Annotated in this window: 20 protein-coding genes; 10 read left to right on the top strand and 10 right to left on the bottom strand. The window is 63.8% G+C overall.

Annotated elements, in window-relative coordinates; genetic code table 11:
• The 8 genes from RXV90_RS12405 to RXV90_RS12370 form a co-directional block, all read right to left on the bottom strand.
• Positions 1 to 939 (bottom strand): acetamidase/formamidase family protein, encoded by a 939-nt coding sequence (locus tag RXV90_RS12405; RefSeq protein WP_316649063.1) that lies wholly within the window; start codon positions 937 to 939, stop codon positions 1 to 3.
• A complete protein-coding gene (locus RXV90_RS12400) occupies positions 936 to 1,991 on the bottom strand; it encodes a branched-chain amino acid ABC transporter permease (protein ID WP_316649061.1) in 1,056 nt (351 codons plus the stop codon). Before RXV90_RS12400 ends, RXV90_RS12405 begins: the two co-directional genes overlap by 4 nt.
• Entirely contained in the window at positions 1,988 to 2,884 is an 897-nt protein-coding gene (locus RXV90_RS12395; RefSeq protein ID WP_316649060.1) for a branched-chain amino acid ABC transporter permease, read from the bottom strand. Before RXV90_RS12395 ends, RXV90_RS12400 begins: the two co-directional genes overlap by 4 nt.
• Complete coding sequence (locus RXV90_RS12390) at positions 2,884 to 3,588, bottom strand: ABC transporter ATP-binding protein (protein ID WP_316649059.1); 705 nt, start codon at positions 3,586 to 3,588, stop codon at positions 2,884 to 2,886. Before RXV90_RS12390 ends, RXV90_RS12395 begins: the two co-directional genes overlap by 1 nt.
• 70 nt (positions 3,589 to 3,658) lie before the next feature.
• Positions 3,659 to 4,822, bottom strand: a complete 1,164-nt coding sequence (locus tag RXV90_RS12385) for an ABC transporter substrate-binding protein (protein ID WP_316649057.1) — start codon at positions 4,820 to 4,822, stop codon at positions 3,659 to 3,661.
• A 16-nt stretch (positions 4,823 to 4,838) separates the two neighbouring features.
• Positions 4,839 to 5,552 (bottom strand): ABC transporter ATP-binding protein, encoded by a 714-nt coding sequence (locus RXV90_RS12380; RefSeq protein WP_316649056.1) that lies wholly within the window; start codon positions 5,550 to 5,552, stop codon positions 4,839 to 4,841.
• Positions 5,552 to 6,868: a glutamine synthetase family protein gene (locus RXV90_RS12375; RefSeq protein WP_316649055.1), complete on the bottom strand. Its 1,317-nt coding sequence runs from the start codon at positions 6,866 to 6,868 to the stop codon at positions 5,552 to 5,554. Before RXV90_RS12375 ends, RXV90_RS12380 begins: the two co-directional genes overlap by 1 nt.
• Positions 6,865 to 7,737, bottom strand: coding sequence for a MurR/RpiR family transcriptional regulator (locus RXV90_RS12370; RefSeq protein WP_316649054.1), 873 nt, complete (start codon positions 7,735 to 7,737; stop codon positions 6,865 to 6,867). Before RXV90_RS12370 ends, RXV90_RS12375 begins: the two co-directional genes overlap by 4 nt.
• Before the next feature lie 119 nt (positions 7,738 to 7,856).
• Between RXV90_RS12370 and RXV90_RS12365 the strand changes: the two genes are divergently transcribed.
• From RXV90_RS12365 to arsJ, 10 genes are all read left to right on the top strand, one after another.
• Positions 7,857 to 8,636, top strand: a complete 780-nt coding sequence (locus tag RXV90_RS12365; protein ID WP_316649053.1) for an N-formylglutamate amidohydrolase — start codon at positions 7,857 to 7,859, stop codon at positions 8,634 to 8,636.
• Positions 8,633 to 9,271, top strand: a complete 639-nt coding sequence (locus RXV90_RS12360; RefSeq protein ID WP_316649051.1) for a cysteine hydrolase family protein — start codon at positions 8,633 to 8,635, stop codon at positions 9,269 to 9,271. The genes RXV90_RS12365 and RXV90_RS12360 overlap by 4 nt, the downstream gene beginning before the upstream one ends.
• Before the next feature lie 213 nt (positions 9,272 to 9,484).
• A complete protein-coding gene (locus RXV90_RS12355; protein WP_316649050.1) occupies positions 9,485 to 10,525 on the top strand; it encodes a substrate-binding domain-containing protein in 1,041 nt (346 codons plus the stop codon).
• A 78-nt stretch (positions 10,526 to 10,603) separates the two neighbouring features.
• A complete protein-coding gene (pstC, locus tag RXV90_RS12350) occupies positions 10,604 to 12,085 on the top strand; it encodes a phosphate ABC transporter permease subunit PstC (RefSeq protein WP_316649049.1) in 1,482 nt (493 codons plus the stop codon).
• Positions 12,082 to 13,431 carry a phosphate ABC transporter permease PstA gene (gene pstA, locus RXV90_RS12345; RefSeq protein ID WP_316649047.1) on the top strand — a complete coding sequence of 450 codons (1,350 nt, stop codon included), beginning with the start codon at positions 12,082 to 12,084 and terminating at the stop codon, positions 13,429 to 13,431. Before pstC ends, pstA begins: the two co-directional genes overlap by 4 nt.
• A gap of 14 nt (positions 13,432 to 13,445) precedes the next feature.
• Positions 13,446 to 14,243, top strand: a complete 798-nt coding sequence (pstB, locus tag RXV90_RS12340) for a phosphate ABC transporter ATP-binding protein PstB (RefSeq protein ID WP_316649046.1) — start codon at positions 13,446 to 13,448, stop codon at positions 14,241 to 14,243.
• Positions 14,244 to 14,253: 10 nt separating this feature from the next.
• Positions 14,254 to 14,967, top strand: coding sequence for a phosphate signaling complex protein PhoU (gene phoU / locus RXV90_RS12335; RefSeq protein WP_316649045.1), 714 nt, complete (start codon positions 14,254 to 14,256; stop codon positions 14,965 to 14,967).
• Positions 14,968 to 14,972: 5 nt separating this feature from the next.
• A complete protein-coding gene (gene phoB / locus RXV90_RS12330; RefSeq protein WP_316649044.1) occupies positions 14,973 to 15,662 on the top strand; it encodes a phosphate regulon transcriptional regulator PhoB in 690 nt (229 codons plus the stop codon).
• A gap of 189 nt (positions 15,663 to 15,851) precedes the next feature.
• Positions 15,852 to 16,850: an ArsJ-associated glyceraldehyde-3-phosphate dehydrogenase gene (locus tag RXV90_RS12325; RefSeq protein ID WP_316649043.1), complete on the top strand. Its 999-nt coding sequence runs from the start codon at positions 15,852 to 15,854 to the stop codon at positions 16,848 to 16,850.
• A complete protein-coding gene (gene arsJ, locus RXV90_RS12320) occupies positions 16,847 to 18,130 on the top strand; it encodes an organoarsenical effux MFS transporter ArsJ (RefSeq protein WP_316649042.1) in 1,284 nt (427 codons plus the stop codon). The genes RXV90_RS12325 and arsJ overlap by 4 nt, the downstream gene beginning before the upstream one ends.
• Before the next feature lie 14 nt (positions 18,131 to 18,144).
• Here arsJ and RXV90_RS12315 read toward each other — a convergent pair whose 3' ends face one another.
• Positions 18,145 to 19,101, bottom strand: coding sequence for an ABC transporter ATP-binding protein (locus RXV90_RS12315; protein WP_316649041.1), 957 nt, complete (start codon positions 19,099 to 19,101; stop codon positions 18,145 to 18,147).
• The gene (locus tag RXV90_RS12310) at positions 19,098 to 20,078 is read right to left on the bottom strand and encodes an ABC transporter ATP-binding protein (protein WP_316649040.1); all 981 of its coding nucleotides are present in this window, start codon (positions 20,076 to 20,078) and stop codon (positions 19,098 to 19,100) included. Before RXV90_RS12310 ends, RXV90_RS12315 begins: the two co-directional genes overlap by 4 nt.
• Positions 20,079 to 20,080 lie beyond the last annotated feature (2 nt).

Here is a 20,080-nt window from a genome sequence, read left to right as displayed (position 1 = left end):
CTACTCCAGCACCACTTTCGGGAAATAAAAGCTCACCGTCCAGTTCGGCATGTCCACGATCTCGGAGATCCGAAGGTCGCCCGCGACGGAGGCCAGCATATAGGCCTCCACCGCCGACATGCCCGTTTCGCGGGCCACCCGCTCCACCGTGCCGCGCACGGCGTCCTTCGCCGCTTGCATCAGGTCGGGCCCGATCCCCGTTGTGACCCAGTAACCCTTCTTGTCCAGATGCGAGGTCACGGGCCCCGAGGTTTCGAATCTCGGGAAGGCGAAATTCGCACCCTTCACCAGGTCGATCTCGAATTCCACGTCCATGGGGCTTTCGATGGCCGTGCCGCAGATCTCGCCGTCGCCTTGTGCTGCATGCGTGTCGCCGAGGGAAAGCAGCCCGCCTGCAACCTCCACCGGCAGGAAAAGCGTGGTGCCCGCCGCATTGTCGCGGATGTCGAGGTTGCCACCCACCCGCCGGGGTGGAACGACGCTGTGATGGCCCGCCTCGGCCAGTGCCAGCCCGATCGTTCCCACGAAGGGCTTCAGGGGCACGCGCCCGCCGGGGCCGTAAGCAGCGGGCGTCGTTGCGCCGGTGTCGTAACTCCAGATATGAAGTGCCGGGTCGGGGAATTCATCCGCCAGAAGGCCGAAGCCCGGAATGTTCGCCGTCCAGCCCCAGCCCGAAGGGTGGAACTTGCGGAAGGTCACTGCCACCGCATCACCCGGTTCGGCGCCTTCGACGAAGATCGGGCCCGTCACCGGGTTCACCTGCCCGAAATCGAGCGCTTCCAGATCCTCCAGCCCGCTTTCCGGGCTAAGCTGGCCGCCCGAGGCATCGATCGTTTCCACCGCCAGCGTGTCGCCCGGTTTGACCGACAGGACAGGCTCGAAGGTATTGTCCCAGCCCAGATGATGGTCGTGCTTGTGGATCGTATGTGTGCAGGTCATTTGGAGGTCTCCATGGTCTTGCGGCGCCGGAACACCAGGTCCTCGATCTCGCGATTCCCCATCAGGCCGTGCGGCCGGAAGGCCATCACGCCCACGATGACGATACCAAGAAGCAGGCCCGAAAGCCCCAGCATCTCGGGCAGTTTGACGCCGACAAGGGTGGGCCCGGTTTCCAGCCAGCGAATGATTTCGAGGCCGAGGGAAATAAGAAGCGTTCCGAACACGGCGCCCGTGACGCTGCGCAAACCCCCGAGGATCAGCATCGCAACGGTGAGGAAGACGTAGTTGAAATAGAACGGGCGCGCCGAAATCGTACCGAGATAGAACGCATAGGCGATCCCAGCCGTCGCGAAGAACAGGGTCGAGACGATCCAGGCAACGAGCCGGGCGCGGACAACGTTGACGCCCATGGCACGCGCGCCCACCTCGTCATCGGCCACAGCGCGAAGCCTGAGGCCCAGCCGGCTTTCCCGGAACAGCCGTGCCGCGACGATGGCGAGGATCACAAGCGCCGTGACATGGCCCAGCCCGAACACACGCGGAATGCCGAACAGCGCCTGGTTGCCTTTGAAGATGTCGGTCCGGTGCAGGAAAATCGAATGCACGATCACCAGGATCGCGATGGAGACGATGGTAATCGACACGTTTGTCAGCCGCGACATGAAAAGCCCGGTCAGCGCCCCGATCGCCCCGGTGATGGCAAGCGCGACGAAGGCCGCCGAAATCGGGTGCATCTCGAAGGCGTTGAGGCCCCAGGGCGCGTCCGGCAGCGACACCGCCTTCATCGCCGCCGGCGTGACGCAAATCGCCGCGGCATAGGCCGCGATCCCCATGAAAGCCGCGTGGCTGAAGGTGGCGTAATTGCCGTTGCCCATGAAGGTCTGAAGACCGATCACGACGATCAGGTTGACGAAGGTCGCGTAGAGGATGCGGGCCTGGTAGCTTTCTCCCCAGAGCGCGTAGGCCCCCACGATCAGAAGGATCAGGATCGCCAGCAGGGTCGAGCCGATAAGCCCGCGCTTCTGATCGGTGTTCAGGAACACGCCGGTCACAGCTTGTCACCCTTTTCCGCCGCCGGGGTCAGGATGCCGTCGGGGCGCCAGAACAGAAGAAGCGCCACAACGAGGAACACCGCCGCCTGGGCAAGCCCGCCCGCCGTCTGCGGAAGAAGGACGAGAACGCCAACTTCCAGAAATCCCAGGATGAACCCGCCCAGCACCGCGCCCGGCAGGCTGCCGAAGCCCCCCAAAACGCAGGCGATGAATGCTGTCAGCACCGGGTCGAAGCCCATATGGGGCGTGACGCTGCCCCGGCGCGCCATGATGAAGATGCAGGCCAGCCCCGCCAGAAGCCCAGAGATCGCGAAGGCGGTGGCAACAACCCGGTTCGCACGGATACCGCAAAGCCGGACCATCTGGAAATCGCGGGAGGCCGCGCGCATGGCGATGCCAAGATGGCTGCGCTTCAGGAAGAGCGTCAGGAAAAGGATCGCCGCGATGGTCGTCACCGTCTCGTAGATTTGAAGCGACGAGACGTGGATCGGCCCAAGCATCAGGGTGCGATCGAGGAAGATGAACTGGGTGGCCGAAATCGGGCGGGGAGACCCCAGAAGAAGGTAGAGGTTCTGAAGAATGATACTGACCCCGAAGGCCGTCAGAAGCCCGGTCGTGATATCGGCGTTCCGCACCGTCCGGAACGCAACCCGTTCGAGAAGCAGCGACACCGCCACGCAGGCAATCAGCACCCCGGCCATAAGCACAAGCGGGTTACCGGTGAGGATCGTGCCCACCACGGCCATGGAATAGCCGCCGAAGGCGATCACCTCGCCATGTGCGAAGTTCACAAGCCCCATGATCGAGAAGACGATGGCAAGCCCCACCGCGATCAGCGCGTATTCCGCCCCGAAGGACAGCGCATTCAGAAGCTGCTGTATGGCATAGTCCATCAGCCGTGCACTCCGGTCAGTTCATCCATTAGCCCCGATCCGTCCCCGAACTCGCGTGCCGGGCCCTGGCGCGTCACGAGGCCGTTGACCATGACGTAAACATGGTCAGCCACCTCGATCGCGGCGCCGGCGTTCTGTTCGACCAGAAGGATCGTCATGCCGTCGCGGCGAAGGTCTTCAATCAGGTCAAAGACCTGGCCGATGATCTTCGGCGCAAGGCCAAGCGAGGGTTCGTCGAGAAGAAGGATGCGCGGGCGGCTGAGAAGCGCCCGCGCGATCGTCAGCATCTGCTGTTCACCGCCCGAAAGCGTCCCGGCGCTTTGCCCGCGCCGTTCTCCCAGGATCGGGAACCGCGTCAGCCAGTCTTCGATGTCCCCCGTGACATCGCCGTCGGTGCGGGTCGCGGCGCCCATGCGCAGGTTCTCGAAGACCGAGAGGTTCGAAAAGATCCGCCGCCCCTCAGGCGCGATGGAGATGCCCGCCCGGAACCTGTCCTCGATGTCGAGCGCACCTAGATCACGGCCCGCGAGCCGGATCGTGCCCGTCGCGCGCGCCGTCCCGGTGATGGCCGACAGTGTCGAGGTTTTTCCGGCCCCGTTCGGGCCCAGAAGCGCCACGCAGGTGCCTTCGGCCACCGCAAGGTCGATGCCATGAACTGCCTCGATCGGCCCGTGGTAAACCTTCAACCCGTTGATTTCGAGCACGGAACGGCTACCCCCGTTTAAAGACTGGCACGCCCCCGGGATCATCCGGGGGCGCGGCGTTTCTGCTGGTTTACGGCCAGGCGGGCACGTTGTCGGGCACTTCGAGGCTCAGAAGCTTCCGCTCCCCGTTCTCAAACCCGATCACCGGGATCTCGCGCAGGGCGTAGCTTGTCGTGTCCTTGAACGAGATTGACTCCACCGACATCACCGGGATCGCATCGGCCGCACGTATCGCGTCGCGTACCGCCGCGGGATCGGTCGATCCTGCGGCTTCGATGCCGTAGGCCACGATCTGGATCGTATCCGCGCCGAGCGCCGGGAAAAGGCCGTTCACTTCCATACCGATCTCGGCGCAGGCCTGCTGGAACGCGTCGATCTTGCTGCCACCCTGAGAGGGCGCGAGCGTGCCGAAGAAAACCCGGTCGAGAAGCGAGGCGTCCTCGCCCGCCAGCGCGTCAAGCGACGGATCGTCGAAGCCGTCCGACCCCACGACCCAGGCGTCGAGACCGGCCGCACGCACCTGGCGGATCAGAACCGCGATATCGGGCACGCCCCAGGAGATGTAGATGGCGTCGGGTGCCGGATCGAGCGCACGAAGCTCGGCGATCTGCGGGCTCCAGTCCGTGGTCCCACCAGTATAGTTCAGCGTCGCCTGAAGCGTGCCGCCGCCTGCCTCGATCACTTCGGCGAACCATTCGGGCGTCCGGGCCGACCAGGAACCCCCTTCGTCGGAGGTGAAGATCACAACGTTCTTGACGCCTTGCGCCAGGGCAAAGTTCGCCGCAGCCGTGGCGGTATATGGATCGGGCGCCACGTTCGTCAGGAAGTTGTCGACGACGCCCGTATGCATCTCCACCTGGGTGGACTGAGCCTGAACGATGGAAACGCCCTGCGCGCCCGCGATCTGCGCCACGGGAATCATCGTATCCGAAAACGGAATCGTCCCGATGGCCACTGGGTTGTCGCCGAGAAACCGTTCCACAGCAGAAATCGCGGCCTGCGTGTCAGCACCGGTATCCTGCACCATCAGCTCGATCTGGCGGCCGCCGATGCCCCCGTCGCGGTTGATCATTTCGGCCATGCAGCGGGCACCGTCCACCTCGTTATAAGGCGCGAAATCCCCGGTCAGCGGCACGGCGAAGCCGATCTTCACGGTGTCCTGGGCCAGCGCGGGCACCGCGGCAAGCCCGGCAGCCAGCGCGCCCAGCGCGCAGTGGGTCAGCAAGGTTCTCATGTGTTTTCCTCTCTTGTCAGACAGTTTCCCCGTGCCCGAGATAGGCACGGATGACCTCTTCGTTTCTGGTGACGTCCTGTGGCAGGCCCGAGGCCAGGAGCCTGCCCATGCTCATGACCGTCAGCATCTCGGACGCCGACATGATGAATTTGAGATCGTGGTCGATCAGAAGGATCGCGCAGGGATGGCGTTCGCGAAGCCACAGCAAGTTCCGGAAGAGTTCTTCCGTTTCCTCGGGGTTCATGCCCGCCGCCGGCTCGTCCAGCAGCAGAATCTGGGGGCGCAGCGCCAGCGCCCGGATGATCTCTAGCCGCCGCATATGGCCGTAGGACAGCGCATCGGGCGCAAGGCTCAGCACGGGGCCAAGCCCGAAGCGTTCGATCGCGTCACCGACCAGCGCGGGATCGCCGCCGTCGCGGGCATGGCTTTCCGCCACTTCGATGTTGCGCCGCACACTAAGGTTCGGAAACAGCCGCAGGTTCTGGAAGGTGCGCGCGATGCCGGACCGGGCGACCACTTCAGGGGCCAGGTTTTGGATCTCGCGATCGCCCAGAAGAATGCGGCCGCTGGAGGGCCTGAGAAACCCCGAGATCAGGTTGATCATCGTGGTCTTTCCCGCCCCGTTTGGCCCGATCAGCCCATGGATCTCGGAATCGGCCACCGTGAAGGAGACGCCGTCCACTGCCTGGACGCCACCGAAACGCTTCGAAACGCCCTCGACGCGCAGCATCAATAGACCTCGCCGTAGCGGGCGCATTTCTCCGCCGTGTCCAGGCCCTCAAGAACCTTAAGTTCCGATCGCTTGTGATCGGCATAAACCTTGACGAAATCCGCCCCGAACCAGCCGCGCACCGCATCCGACGCCTCGAAGGCTTCAAGGGCCTCGGACAGCGATTGGGGCAGCCGGATCATACCGGCCGCGTGAAGCCGGTCTTCGGGCCAGAGCGACAGGTCATCTTCCGTGACGCCGGGCGGCCCGATCCTGTCCCGAACACCCGCTGCTCCGGCAAAGATCAGAGCTGCAAGCGCAAGGTGCGGGCTTGCCGCGGCATCGCAGGCCCGGACTTCGAAATTGTACTGTGCCGCAACCTTCGCCGGATCGAGGTTCGACACGGGACAGATCCGCACCGCCGCCTCCCTGTCGCGAAAGCCGAGGTTGTTGAAGGCCGCGCTCCAGCGATGCGGGGTTAGCCGCAGGTAGCTGATCTCGGAGGGCGCCAGAAGGGCAAGGATCTGATCGAGATGGGCGAGGATCCCGCCGATGAAGTACCGCGCCGGTTCGCTCAGGCCATGGGGGTCGTCAGCATCATGGGTCACAGGGTGCCCGTCGGTATCGCGAAGGCTCAGGTGGATGTGCACGCCGTTGCCCACATCCGACGGATCGAGGATCGGCGCGAAACTCGACTGGTGCCCGAAGCGCCCGGTGATGTCCTGCACGAGCATCCGAAGCAGCGCCGCCTGATCGGCCACCGCCACGCCCATTGTGGGGCCGCACGTCACCTCGTATTGCCGCGCGCCGTATTCCTTCATGAACGTATCCGGCGCGATCCCTGCATGCCGCAGCGCCGCAATCAGAGGCTCGGCCCAGGCCTGCGCCGAGCGAAACCCGCGGAACGAATAGGAATCGCCCGGAACCGGCACCGCGTCGCGCAGCATGAATTCGTGCTCGAAGGCCCCGAAGACCTCAAGCTCCGCCTTACCGCGCAGGGTGGAGAGCGCGCGCTTCAGGTGCGACCGGGTGCAGAATTCCCATGGCTGACCATCGAGATAGAGGATATCACCCAGCATCACGTCGAGCGCCGGTGCCTCGCCCTCCGCAGCAAGCGTCAAGCGCGCCTCGGGATCAGGAACGAGGGCCAGGTCGCCCAACGCCCCAAAGGGCGTTTCCGCAATGGTATTGAAACAGTTGATCTGAACGTTCGTCGGCGTCCAGCCGACGCCTTTCCGCATCCGGGAGGTCCGCTCGGATGCGGGAAACGACTTTCCCCGCAGCAGACCGGCAAGATCAGTGGCTCCCACGAAGACAAGACGGTTGTCGTCACTCATGGCCGTGCCTCCCCGGGCGTGCGGCCCCTCAGCGTGTCCCACGCCTCGATCCGGGTTCGCGTGGCATCCCAGTCCCGTTCGGCCAGCGGCACCAGCAAGGCTTCGACCAGTGCGAAGGCAGGCACGTAACTGTCCCAGAGCGTACCGGAATCTATCGGCACCGTAACGAGTTCCGTGGCCCCCTTGGCTGCAGGCGTGATCCATGGATCGGTGATGATGATGGTCTGCGCCTTGCGCACCCGGCCCGCAGCCGCGAATTCGGCAAGCTTCGCGTCGTAGCGCCGGAAATCGAACAGGACGACGACATCCCGCGGCTTCATCCGAAGCAGGTATTCCGGCCATGCCTCGGGGTCGGGCGGAACGTGAAACACATCCGACCGAATCTGGCGCAGATGGCGCAGGAAGAATTCCGCAATCGCATCACTCATCCGGCCGCCCAGCATGAAAACCCGCCGCTTGGGATCGCCCAGCATGGTGCAGATCCGGTCGAACTGATCGGGGGGCATCCGAACGGCAAGATCGCGGGTCAGCGCCATGGCGCGGGTCACGTAATCCGTCAGCCGGTGAGATGCGGGGCCGGCAGGTGTACGGCGCAATTCGATCGGCGAGGATTGCGAATCCTTCAATTCGCTCAGCAAGCTCTGCTGAAACTCCTGGAACCCCCGATACCCCAGCTTGCTGACGAAGCGCGAAATCGAGGGCGCCGACACGTTCGCGCGGTCCGCAAGCTCCTGGATCGGTCCCAGGGCCGCGAAGGGATAATCGGCAAGGATGACCGAACGCAACTGGCGCTCGCTCGGCGTCAGGCTGTCCGAGCTTGCCTCCATCGCTTCGCGCACTCTTGGCGGGTCGAGAGTGGTTTCTGTCATGAGACGAGCGTACGGCGCATGAAAATTCCATGTCAACTCTTGCCAAACGCCTTCGAATGATTTTCTTCTTTCAGTAAGTCCGCGAGGGCCATTATGCTCGCGAAACCGGCGGAGGCGGAATGCAGCAGACGGATCGGCTGACAAAAAGGCTTCTCGATCCTGGTGCGGATCCAGCCCCGGTCGAAGATATCGCGCCGGCACGTCCGTCATCCCTTCTCTTCGTTTGCGAACACGCCGGACGGGCGGTTCCGCAAGCCCTGGGCGACCTCGGGCTATCGCCCCGCGAGATGGACAGGCACATTGCATGGGACATTGGTGCCGAACCGGTTGCGCGCCGTCTGGCATCCGCCGTCGGCGCACGGCTTGTCCTCCAGCGCTACAGTCGGCTCGTGATCGACTGCAACCGCCCGCCGCTCGGCACAGGCTCCATTCCTGGCACAAGCGACGGCACGACAATCCCCGGAAACCTCGGGCTGTCCGACGACGACAAGTCTGCACGCGTCGCCGAGATCTTCGAGCCGTTTGCAGGTGCCTGCAGCGCGGCCGCCGCCGATCCGGGGATCCGCGCCGCCTACTCCATCCACAGCTTCACACCAACGATGAATGGCCGCGATCGACCCTGGCATATCGGCTTCTGCGCCCGGCAGCCTGACAGTGGCGCATCGGAGCTTGCGGAACGGTTTCGCTTGGCGAACCCGGATCTGACGGTCGCCGTAAACGAACCCTACCAGATCGACGACGAGACCGACTGGTTCATACCACGCGTGGCCGAACCCCGCGGCGTGCTCCATGCGCTCATCGAGATCCGCAACGACCTGATCGCCTCGCCAGAAGGACAGGCCCTGTGGGGCGACTGGCTGGCCGACCTGTTCCTTTCCATGCCGGAGACCTCCCCGTGACCCTGACACGCGACGTGCCCCTCGTTCCCGACCAGTCAGCCCTCCTCATCGTGGACGTTCAGAACTTTAGCGCCAAGCGCGACGGGGCCGAGTTCGCCCACCTGTCCGACGCCGAATTCGAAGAGAAGTATGGTGCGTTCTTCGAACGTGTCTGGTCCGAAACCATCCCGAACATCAGCCGGCTTCAGGAGGTATGCCGCACCGCAGGGGTCGAGGTGATGTTCACAACGATCGAAAGCCTGACCCTCGATGGTCGCGACCGGTCGCTCGATTACAAGATAACCGGCTTCAACGTGCCCAAGGGATCATGGGATGGGAAAGTCGTGGACGAGATCGCGCCCGTGGGGGACGAGATCGTGCTGCCCAAATCCTCGTCCTCCGTCTTCGTCTCGACGCATATCGATTATGTCCTGCGCAACCTCGGGGTGCGCCAACTGGTGATCACCGGGCTCGTCACCGATCAGTGCGTGGAAAGCGCGATCCGCGACGCCTGCGATCTGGGATACTTGGTCACCCAGGTGACCGACGCCTGCATGACCTATACCGGGGAACGCCAGGCCGCCTCGATCAACGCCATCAAGGGCTACTGCCGCCAGGTGACGACGGATGCGTTGTGCGCGGAGCTTGCGGGCTAAGCACAACCCCGAACGGCGCGGTCAGTGATCCAGCGGGCCAGCCAGGTCGCCCGCTTTGACATTACGCGCCGTTAGCGAAACGCCCGGTACGCGAAGGGCGGCCAAATTCATAAAACTGTTACAAAACTGTTACCAACGTGTCTCACGAGGGGCGTAGCGCTCTCCGCAAGGGGCGCGTTGTGCGTCTCGTCTGACACTCAGGAGATTCTTCTCATGCTGAACGCAAAGCTGACCGCCTCCGCTCTGGCGATCATTGCTGTTTCTGCAACGGCTGCCACGGCCCGCGACCAGGTTCAAATCGCCGGCTCCTCAACCGTTCTTCCCTACGCGTCCATCGTGGCCGAAGCGTTCGGGGAAAACTTCGACTTCCCGACGCCCGTCGTCGAATCGGGCGGCTCCTCGGCCGGCCTGAAGCGGTTCTGCGAAGGCGTGGGCGAGAACACCATCGACATCGCGAACGCCTCCCGCGCGATCCGCGAAAGAGAGATCAAGGCCTGCGCCGAAGCCGGCGTAACCGACATCATCGAAGTGCGCATCGGGTATGACGGGATCGTCTTCGCCAGCCAGATCGACGGACCGGCCTTCACCGAGTTCACCCCCGACCAATGGTACAAGGCGATGGCCGCCGAAGTCGTGGTCGACGGCGCCCTTGTCGCCAACCCCTACGCCAACTGGTCGGAAATCGACGCGGCGCTACCGGATGTCGAGATCCAGGCCTTCATCCCCGGCACCAAGCACGGCACCCGCGAAGTCTTCGAAGAGAAGGTTCTACTGGCGGGCTGTGAAGCCTCCGGCGCGTTGGAAGCCATGACCGGCATGGGCAAGGACGAGGATGCGGCGGAAGATACCTGCATGTCGGTCCGCACCGATGGGCGTTCGGTCGACATCGACGGCGATTACACCGAAACGCTTGCACGCATCGACGCGAACCCCTCGGGCGTCGGCGTCTTCGGCCTCGCCTTCTACGAGAACAACCAGGACAAGCTGAAAGTCGCGACGATGGGCGGAGTCAGCCCGTCGACCGAAACCATCTCCAGCGGGGAATACCCGGTGTCGCGTCCGCTCTACTTTTACATCAAGGGTGCACATATCGGCGTGATCCCGGGCCTGAAGGAATATGCGCAGTTCTTCGTCGCCGACGAGATCGCCGGCCCCGACGGGCCGCTTGCCGAATACGGCCTCGTGTCCGATCCCGAACTGACGCAGACCCAGATGATGGTCGAAAACGAAGAAACCATGGGCTCGGGTTCCTAAAGCCTCTCCCGCCTCTCGCCGGAGGGGGCGGTCCACCGCCCTCTCCAGTCACTTTTCAACTCTCGATCCGGGCTCCCCATGCCGCTTTCCTGGCTCCTGCTCATCCTCTTTGCCCTGGCCGTCCTAGGCTATGTCATGGGGCGCTCCCGCGCGCTGGCCTCTGCCGGGGGTGATTCCCGGGGGCTTCACTCCCTGCCCTCCTATTACGGCTACAACGTCGCACTCACCGTTCTGACGCCGGCGCTCGGCCTCCTTGCGCTCTGGCTCATTGCGCAGCCCGTCTTTGTCGATGGCCGGGTCTCCACCTTGCTCCCCGACACCGCGATCACCGAAGGATCCTCCCGCAGCCTGGTGATGAGCGATGTGCGCCGGGTTGCCGAAGGCTTCGACCTTCTCGTTCAGGAAGGCCGCGCGACCGGGGCCGAAATCCGCGACATGCGCGCCGAAACCACGAATGTCCGCGACCGGCTTGCCGAGGTGGGGATTGCACTGGGGTCGAACGTCAATCCCTCGGTCCTGAGTGCGGCACAACGCTACCGCGATCTGTCCACGACGGCCTCGCGCGCGATGTGGGTCGTGGTTCTTCTTGTCGCGATCGGCGGCTTCGCCGTGTCCTACATGCTGACCGACAAGGATTTCCGTGCTCGCAACACCGTCGAACGCGGGATCCTGCTTGTCCTGATCTGCGCCGCTTCTATCGCCATTTTGACGACCCTCGGTATCGTCCTGTCCATGCTGTTCGAGACGCGGAATTTCTTTGCCGCCTACCCGTGGCAGGAATTCTTCTTCGGCACCAACTGGGCTCCGGATTTCCGCGGGAACTCCGACCTCGCAATCCTGCCGCTTCTCTGGGGCACGCTATATATTTCGTTCATCGCCCTTCTCTTCGCCGTGCCGATCGGGCTTTTCGCAGCGATCTACCTCAGCGAATACGCCTCGCAGCGCGTCCGCTCGGTCGCGAAACCCACGATCGAGGTGCTGGCCGGCATTCCGACGATCGTCTACGGTCTCTTCGCCCTGATCACCATCGGCCCGATGCTGCGCGATTATTTCGCCCAGCCCCTCGGGCTTGGCGACAGTTCGTCAAGCGTAATGACGGCCGGTCTGGTGATGGGGATCATGCTGATCCCCTTCGTCAGCTCGCTGTCCGATGACATCATCAACGCGGTGCCCCAGGCGATGCGCGACGGCTCCTACGGCCTCGGGGCAACCAAATCCGAAACCATAAGGCAGGTGATCATCCCCGCAGCGCTCCCGGGCATCGTTGGCGCGGTGCTCCTGGCCGCAAGCCGAGCGATCGGCGAAACAATGATCGTCGTTCTCGGCGCGGGCGCCGCAGCGGCACAGTTTCAGCGGGGCCTCGGCGAAATCGTGAATCCGTTCGAGGCGATGACAACCGTAACGGTAAAGATCGTAAGCCAGCTGACCGGCGACACCGATTTCGCAAGCCCCGAGACGCAGGTGGCCTTCGCGCTGGGCCTCACGCTTTTCGTCATCACCCTCGGGCTCAACGTTCTCGCCCTATGGATCGTGCGCCGCTACCGGGAGCAGTACGAATGACCGACGCATCGATTGGCGAAGCCACGCCCGCCTGCCCCCGCAAGTCATCGCTCTTCGAACTCGACGCGCGCACCAGGAAGCGCAACGCGGCGGAGGCCCGCTTCAAGATCTACGGCATGATCGCCGTCGGGATCGCGGTGCTCATGCTCGTGTTCCTTCTGACATCTATTGTCCGGAACGGGGCGAGCGCCTTCATGCAAACCTTCATCACGCTCGACGTGACACTGGAAGAATCGAAGCTCGACAAGACCGGCAACCGCGACCCCGAGGAGATGGCGAAGGTGTCCACCTTCGGCTATGCGCCCTTGATCAAGGCGGCGATGGAACAGGCCATCGCGAAAAACGGGATCGAGATCGAGGGGCTGTCGAAGCCAGACAGCCTGATCTCGAAGGAAGCCGCAGCGCAGATGCGGAACTTCGTTCTCGCCAATCCCGATGTGGTCGGGGAAACCCGGACATTCGAATTCGTCGCGGCCAGCCGGATCGACGGCTACTACAAGGACCGGGTCACCATGGAGAGCGCGGAGCGCGACAGCAACGTCTCGCCCGAACAGCTTCTGCTTGCGGATGCGCTGAAGGAGGCCGGGGTGCTTGAAACCCGCTTCAACCTGAAGTTCATCACCTGGCCGGACGCCTCCGAAAACCGGCCCGAGGTGTCGGGGCTGGGCGTCGCGATCCTCGGCAGCCTCTACATGATGATCGTCGTGCTGGTCCTGGCGTTGCCCATCGGTGTGGCGGCCTCGATCTATCTTGAGGAGTTCGCGCCGAAGAACCGGTTCACCGATCTGATCGAAGTGAATATCTCGAACCTCGCCGCCGTGCCGTCGATCGTGTTCGGCATCCTCGGGCTCGCGATCTTCATCAACTTCGCCGGCCTGCCGCAATCGGCCCCCATCGTGGGCGGGCTGGTGCTGACGCTGATGACGCTGCCCACGATCATCATCGCAACACGCGCCTCGCTGAAGGCGGTACCGCCAAGCATTCGGGAAGCTGCGCTGGGCGTCGGGGCGTCGAAGATGCAGACAGTGTTCCACCATGTGCTGCCGCTCGCCATGCCCGGCATCCTGACCGGAACGATCATCGGGCTCGCACAGGCATTGGGAGAGACCGCGCCGCTTCTGCTGATCGGCATGGTCGCCTTCGTACGCGAATATCCCGCCGGGATCCCCGATGGCTTCTTCGATCCGGCCTCCGCCCTTCCCGTGCAGGTCTACAACTGGACGCAGCGCGCCGATCCTGCCTTCGTCGAGCGCGCCTCGGGGGCGATCATCGTTCTGCTTCTCTTCCTTTTCGCGATGAACGCCATCGCCATCATCCTCCGCCGTCGCTTCGAGCGGCGCTGGTAGGAAGGACAACGCCCATGAACGACATGCGGATCATTGATCGGACGACAGGGATGAATGAGATCAAGTTCCACGCAAAGGGCGTGAACGTCTATTACGGCGATGCGCATGCGATCAAGGACGTGTCGGTGGATATCGAGGACAAGACCGTAACGGCCTTCATCGGCCCCTCCGGCTGCGGGAAATCCACCTTCCTGCGATGCCTCAACCGAATGAACGACACGATCGAAATCTGCCGGGTGACCGGCGACATCTACCTGGACAACGAGGATGTCTACGACCCGAAGGTGGACCCGGTGCAACTGAGGGCGAAGGTCGGAATGGTGTTTCAGAAGCCGAACCCGTTTCCGAAATCGATCTACGACAACATCGCCTACGGCCCACGGATCCACGGACTTGCGAAGAACAAGGCGGATCTCGACGAGATCGTCGAACGATCCCTGCGCCGCGGGGCGATCTGGAACGAGGTGAAAGACCGGCTGCACGAACCCGGCACGGGCCTCTCGGGCGGGCAGCAGCAGCGCCTGTGCATCGCGCGTGCGGTGGCGACGGAGCCCGAGGTTCTTCTGATGGACGAACCCTGCTCGGCCCTCGATCCGATCGCGACGGCCCAGGTCGAGGAGCTGATCGACGAGCTGCGGAAAAACTACTCCGTCATCATCGTCACGCACTCGATGCAGCAGGCCGCGCGCGTCAGCCAGAAAACGGCATTTTTCCACCTTGGCCATCTCGTCGAATACGGCGAGACGGGACAGATCTTCACCAACCCCGAAGACAGCCGCACCGAGAGTTACATCACCGGACGGATCGGGTAAGGAGCGCGCCATGGAAGAACAGCACATCGCGTCTGCCTTCGATCGCGATCTCGAAGCGATCCAGGCCCTGATGATGAAGATGGGCGGTCTGGCGGAGACCGCGATCCTGAACAGTGCCAAGGCCCTTGTCGACCGCGATGTGGAGCTCGCCGAACGGATCAGGGCGGGCGACAAGGCCATCGACCGTCTCGAGGAACAGGTGAACGAGGAAGCCGCGCGCGTGATCGCCCTGCGCGCGCCCACGGCATCCGATCTCAGAACCGTGCTTACGGTGATCAAGATCGGCGCCAACCTCGAACGCTGCGGGGATTACGCCAAGAACATCGCCAAGCGCGTCACGGTCCTCGCCGAAACACCGGCAGTCAACGGATCGGCCACCGCGCTCCGGCGCATGTCGCGCGACGTTCAGATGATGTTGAGCGACGCGCTCGATGCCTACACGCAGCGCAATGTCGAACTGGCCGAACAGGTCATCCTGCGGGATGAGGAGGTCGACCAGATGTACACTGCGCTGTTCCGCGAACTCCTGACCCATATGATGGAGGATCCGCGCCATATCACGCCGTGCATGCACCTGCATTTCATCGCGAAGAACATCGAACGGATCGGCGATCACGTGACTTCGATCGCCGAACAGGTGATCTACCTCGTGACGGGCTCGTTCCCTGACGATGCCCGCCCCAAGCATGACCGAACATCCCAAACGGTCATTGGCGGGAGGTAACGGCAATGTCGGCGGCGCAACCCTGCGTTCTCGTGGTAGAAGATGAAGCGGCGCAGCGCGAGGTTCTGGTCTACAACCTCGAAGCGGAAGGGTTCGAGGTTGTCATGGCCGATTCCGGGGACGACGCACTTCTGGTCTTCGAAGAGGCGCAGCCCGATGTCGTCGTCCTCGACTGGATGCTGCCCGGGGTCTCGGGAATCGAGCTGTGCCGGCGGCTGAAATCCAGCCCCAAGACCAGGGGCACCCCAATCATCATGCTGACCGCGCGCGGCGAAGAGGCCGACCGTGTGCGCGGGCTCGAAATCGGGGCCGACGACTATGTGGTCAAGCCCTACTCCGTGATCGAACTCATGGCACGTGTCCGCACCCAGCTGCGGCGCGCACGCCCCTCCACCGTCGGGGAAATGCTTGAATTCGAGGATATCGTGCTCGACGCAGGCACCCATCGCGTCAAGCGTAACGGCCGCGAGCTGAAACTTGGACCTACGGAGTTCCGCCTTCTGGCCACGCTGATGGAAAAGCCGGGCCGCGTCTGGTCGCGCGAACAACTTCTCGATCGCGTCTGGGGGCGTGACATCTACGTGGATACGCGGACGGTCGACGTTCATATCGGCCGGCTGCGCAAGGCGCTCTGCCGCGACGGAGGCACGGATCCCGTAAGAACCGTGCGCGGCGCGGGATATGCGCTGGGCTAGCGGAGGGCGCATAACACGGCCCCGGCCCGCAGCGCATGAGCAGAACGGCGCTCCCGATCGGGAATGCTCGTGCCGATCCCCCCGAGTGCGAACCACTGGTTTGCCCTCCCGACCCACCCTTGCACTCTCTTGCCTGGCACGCTGGCGCGCCATTCATGACCCTGCTCACTCCGGAAGAGGATCATTCCCGTGACCGTTTACGCCCTCAACGGCCTCGGCCGCATCGGCAAGCTGGCGCTGAAGCCGCTTTTGGAGTGCGGCGCCGAAATCGCCTGGGTCAACGACGCGGTGGGCGACACCGCGATGCACGCCCATCTTCTCGAATTCGATACCGTGCATGGCCGGTGGAATGCGGCCATCTCCCATGACACCCAAAGCGTCATCATCGACGGCACCCGGCTTCCCTTCATCGGAACGCGCAGCATCACCGACCTTCCGCTAGACGGGGTGGATGTGGTGATCGACTGCACCGGTGTCTTCAAGTCCGAAACCGCGCTGGCGCCCTATTTCGAAGCAGGCGTCGGAAAGGTGGTCGTTTCCGCACCGGTGAAGGACGGGGACGCGGCCAACATCGTCTACGGCGTGAACCACGACATCTATGAACCCGGCCGGCACCGCATCGTCACGGCGGCGAGTTGCACGACGAACTGCCTCGCGCCGATCGTGAAGGTCATCCATGAAAATCTCGGCATCCGCCACGGCTCGATCACCACGATCCACGACGTCACGAACACGCAGACCATCGTAGATCGCCCGTCGAAGGATCTGCGGCGAGCGCGATCCGCGCTGAATTCGCTGATCCCCACGACGACGGGCAGCGCGACGGCGATCACGCTCATCTATCCGGAACTGAAGGGGCGGCTGAATGGCCATGCGGTGCGCGTGCCGCTCCTCAACGCCTCGCTGACGGATTGCGTGTTCGAGGTGGAGCGGGAGACGAGCGTCGAAGAGGTGAACACCCTTTTGAAAGCCGCAGCCGAGGGCCCCCTGAACGGCATCCTCGGTTTTGAGGCTCGCCCTCTCGTCTCGACGGATTACACGAACGATCCGCGGTCGGGCATCGTCGACGCGCCCTCGACGATGGTGGTAAACGGGACGCAGGTGAAGATCTACGCGTGGTACGACAACGAGATGGGATATGCCCACCGGCTTGTCGACGTGGCGCTCATGGTCGGGGCGACGGTGTGACGGCGCCCGCCGCGCGGCCGGAGGGCCTTTCGGCCTATATCGCCGTGACGGCGGCCTACTGGGCCTTCATGCTGACGGACGGCGCGCTGAGGATGCTGGTCCTCCTCCATTTCCACACCCTAGGCTTCTCGCCGGTCCAGCTTGCCTATCTCTTCCTGCTCTACGAGGTGGCCGGCATGGTCACCAACCTTTGCGCGGGCTGGATCGCGGCAAGGTTCGGGCTGACCACGACGCTCTATGCCGGCCTCGGCCTTCAGGTGGTGGCGCTGCTTACACTGGCGCTGCTTGATCCGGCCTGGGCCGTCGGCCTGTCTGTTGCCTATGTCATGGTCGTGCAGGGGGCGAGCGGGGTGGCAAAGGACCTCGCCAAGATGTCGTCGAAATCCGCGGTGAAGCTTCTGGCCCCCTCGGAAGACGGCGGGCTGTTCCGCTGGGTCGCCCTGCTGACCGGCTCGAAGAATGCCGTCAAGGGGCTCGGGTTCCTCCTTGGCGCCGCGTTGCTGGGAACGCTCGGATTTACCGGTGCCGTGCTTGGCATGGCCACGGTTCTCGGTCTGATCCTGGTTGCGGTATTGCTCTTCATGCCCTCGGGCCTGCCGAAGGGACGGAAAGACGCCAGATTCTCCGACGTCTTTTCCAAGTCGCCCAACGTGAACTGGCTTTCGGCGGCGCGCGTGTTCCTGTTCGGCGCGCGGGATGTGTGGTTCGTCGTGGGCATCCCGATCTATTTCTACGCGGTGCTGTCCGATGGCAGCGAGGCGGGCAACCGCGCAGCCTTCTTCATGATCGGTACATTCATGGCGCTCTGGATCATTCTCTACGGCGCCGTGCAGGCCTATGCCCCGCACCTCCTGCGCGCCAGTCAGAGGACGGATGCCGATCTGATCCGCGCCGCACGTGCATGGTGCCTCGGGCTCGCCCTCATCCCTGCCCTCCTCACCCTAGCATCGCTTCTCTCCCCGGCGCCGGCGGGCTGGCTGACCCTCACGCTCGTTCTGGGGCTTCTCGCCTTCGGCTGCGTCTTCGCTATCAACTCCTCGCTCCATTCCTACCTGATCCTCGCCTTCACGAAATCAGAGCGGGTGACGATGGATGTGGGTTTCTACTACATGGCGAACGCCGCGGGGCGGCTTCTCGGCACGCTTCTGTCTGGCCTCACCTATCAGCTGGGCGGCCTGCCCCTGATGCTTGGGACCGCCGCGGTGATGGTTGCCGTGTCGGGCGCTGCGGTCGGCTTCCTGCGGCCCGAACCGGGGGCGGAGCCCGGGCCGGCCCGATAGCAGGGGCGCCTGCGCTAGTTTTCGGGGAAATGGCAGGCCGCGCGATGGCCGTTCCCGGCCAGATCCGGCAGGTCGCTTCGGCAGATATCCTTGGCCTTCCAGCAGCGCGGCGCGAAGGGGCACCCGTCGGGGATGTTCAGCGGCGAGGGGATTTCGCCCCCCAGCCGGATCCTGTGACGCTCCGCCTTCGGGTCGGCATTCGGCGTCGCGGACAGAAGCGCCACCGAATAGGGGTGCTTCGGCGCCGCGAACACCTCTTCCTTCGTGCCCGTCTCGACGACCCGGCCCAGGTACATGACCGCCACGTCATCGGCCACATGGCGAACTACCGACAGATCGTGCGAGATGAACAGGTAGGCCAGGTTAAGACGCTCCTGCAAATCCATGAGAAGGTTCAGGATCTGGCTCTGGATAGAAAGGTCTAGCGCCGAAACCGGCTCGTCCAGCACCAGAAGCTTCGGCTCAAGCATGATCGCGCGTGCCACGGCGATGCGCTGGCGCTGCCCGCCCGAAAACATGTGCGGGTAGCGGTCGTAATGCTCCTCGCGCAGCCCCACAAAGCGGATCATCTCAAGCGCCTTTTCCTTGCGCTCCTCAGCCGGCATTTCGGGCCTGTTGATCTTCAGCGGTTCTTCGAGGATCGCACCCACGCGCTGGCGAAGGTTGAGCGAGCCATAGGGATCCTGAAACACGATCTGAACATCGGTGCGCAGGTCGCTCCAGCGCTCCGGCACGACATCCGTCCCACCGATGGTCAGGCTGCCCCGGGTAGGCTCCTCGATCATCGTCACCATGCGCGCGAGCGTGGATTTGCCGCAGCCCGATTCCCCCACGATCGCCAGCGTCTTGCCCGCCGCGATGGTGAACGATGCCTCTGCCACGGCCCGCACGATCTTGGGCTTCGCGAACATCGTGCCGCCAACCTCGTAGTCCCGTCCCAGGCCGGTGGCGGTGATAACCGGGGCGTTCATAAGGCATCCTCCCTGACAGGTGCCGACAGCGGGTAATGGCAGCGCGCCGCGCCCAGAGTGGCCGGCTGTTCCGACGGCGGCACGCTGCGGCACCTGTGATCGGCGAATCTGCAGCGCGGTGAAAACAGGCAGCCCTCCGGCCGGTCGTGAAGGCCCGGCACAACCCCGGGGATCGTCGGGAGGCGCCGCTCCGTCGCCCGTTCCGGCAGCGCCGCAAGAAGCGCCGCCGTATAGGGATGGTGCGGCGTTTCGAACAGCGCACCGACCGGCTGGTTTTCCACTCGCTGCCCGGCATATTGCACCGACACACGATGCGCCGTCTCCGCCACCACACCCATGTCGTGGGTGATGAGGATCAGCGCCATGCCGGTGTCCTCCTGCAGGCTCGTCAGAAGATCGAGGATCTGCGCCTGGATCGTCACATCAAGCGCCGTCGTGGGCTCATCCGCGATCAGAAGGCGGGGCCGGCACGCGATCGCCATCGCGATCATCACCCGCTGGTTCATGCCTCCCGAAAGCTGATGGGGAAAGGCGCGCAAACGCCGCTCCGGATCGGGTATGCCGACCTGTTTGAAGAGTTCCAGCGCGCGATCCTGCCGTTCTGCCTTCGAAAGATCGGTGTGCTGCCGCAGCGCCTCGCGGATCTGCATGCCCACCGTGAAGCAGGGATTGAGCGAAGACATCGGCTCCTGAAAGATCATCGAGATATCCTTGCCGATGATCTTGCGCCGCCGCTTGGCATCGATGGTCTTCAGGTCGATCCCGTCGAAGGTCATCTCGTCCGCCGTGATCTCCGCGGTCCACGGCAGAAGCCCCATGACCGCGAGCATCGCGACGGATTTGCCCGATCCGCTTTCGCCGACGACGGCAAGGATCTCGCCTTTGTCGACGCTCACATCCACCCCGTCCACGGCCCGCAAGGCACCGCCGGCGGTCTGGAACTTCACGGACAGGTTGCGCACGGTCAGAAGCGCCATCT

Source organism: Ovoidimarina sediminis (genome assembly GCF_032586175.1).
Lineage (GTDB): Bacteria > Pseudomonadota > Alphaproteobacteria > Rhodobacterales > Rhodobacteraceae > Ovoidimarina > Ovoidimarina sediminis.
This window is presented reverse-complemented; position numbering and strand designations above follow the sequence as displayed.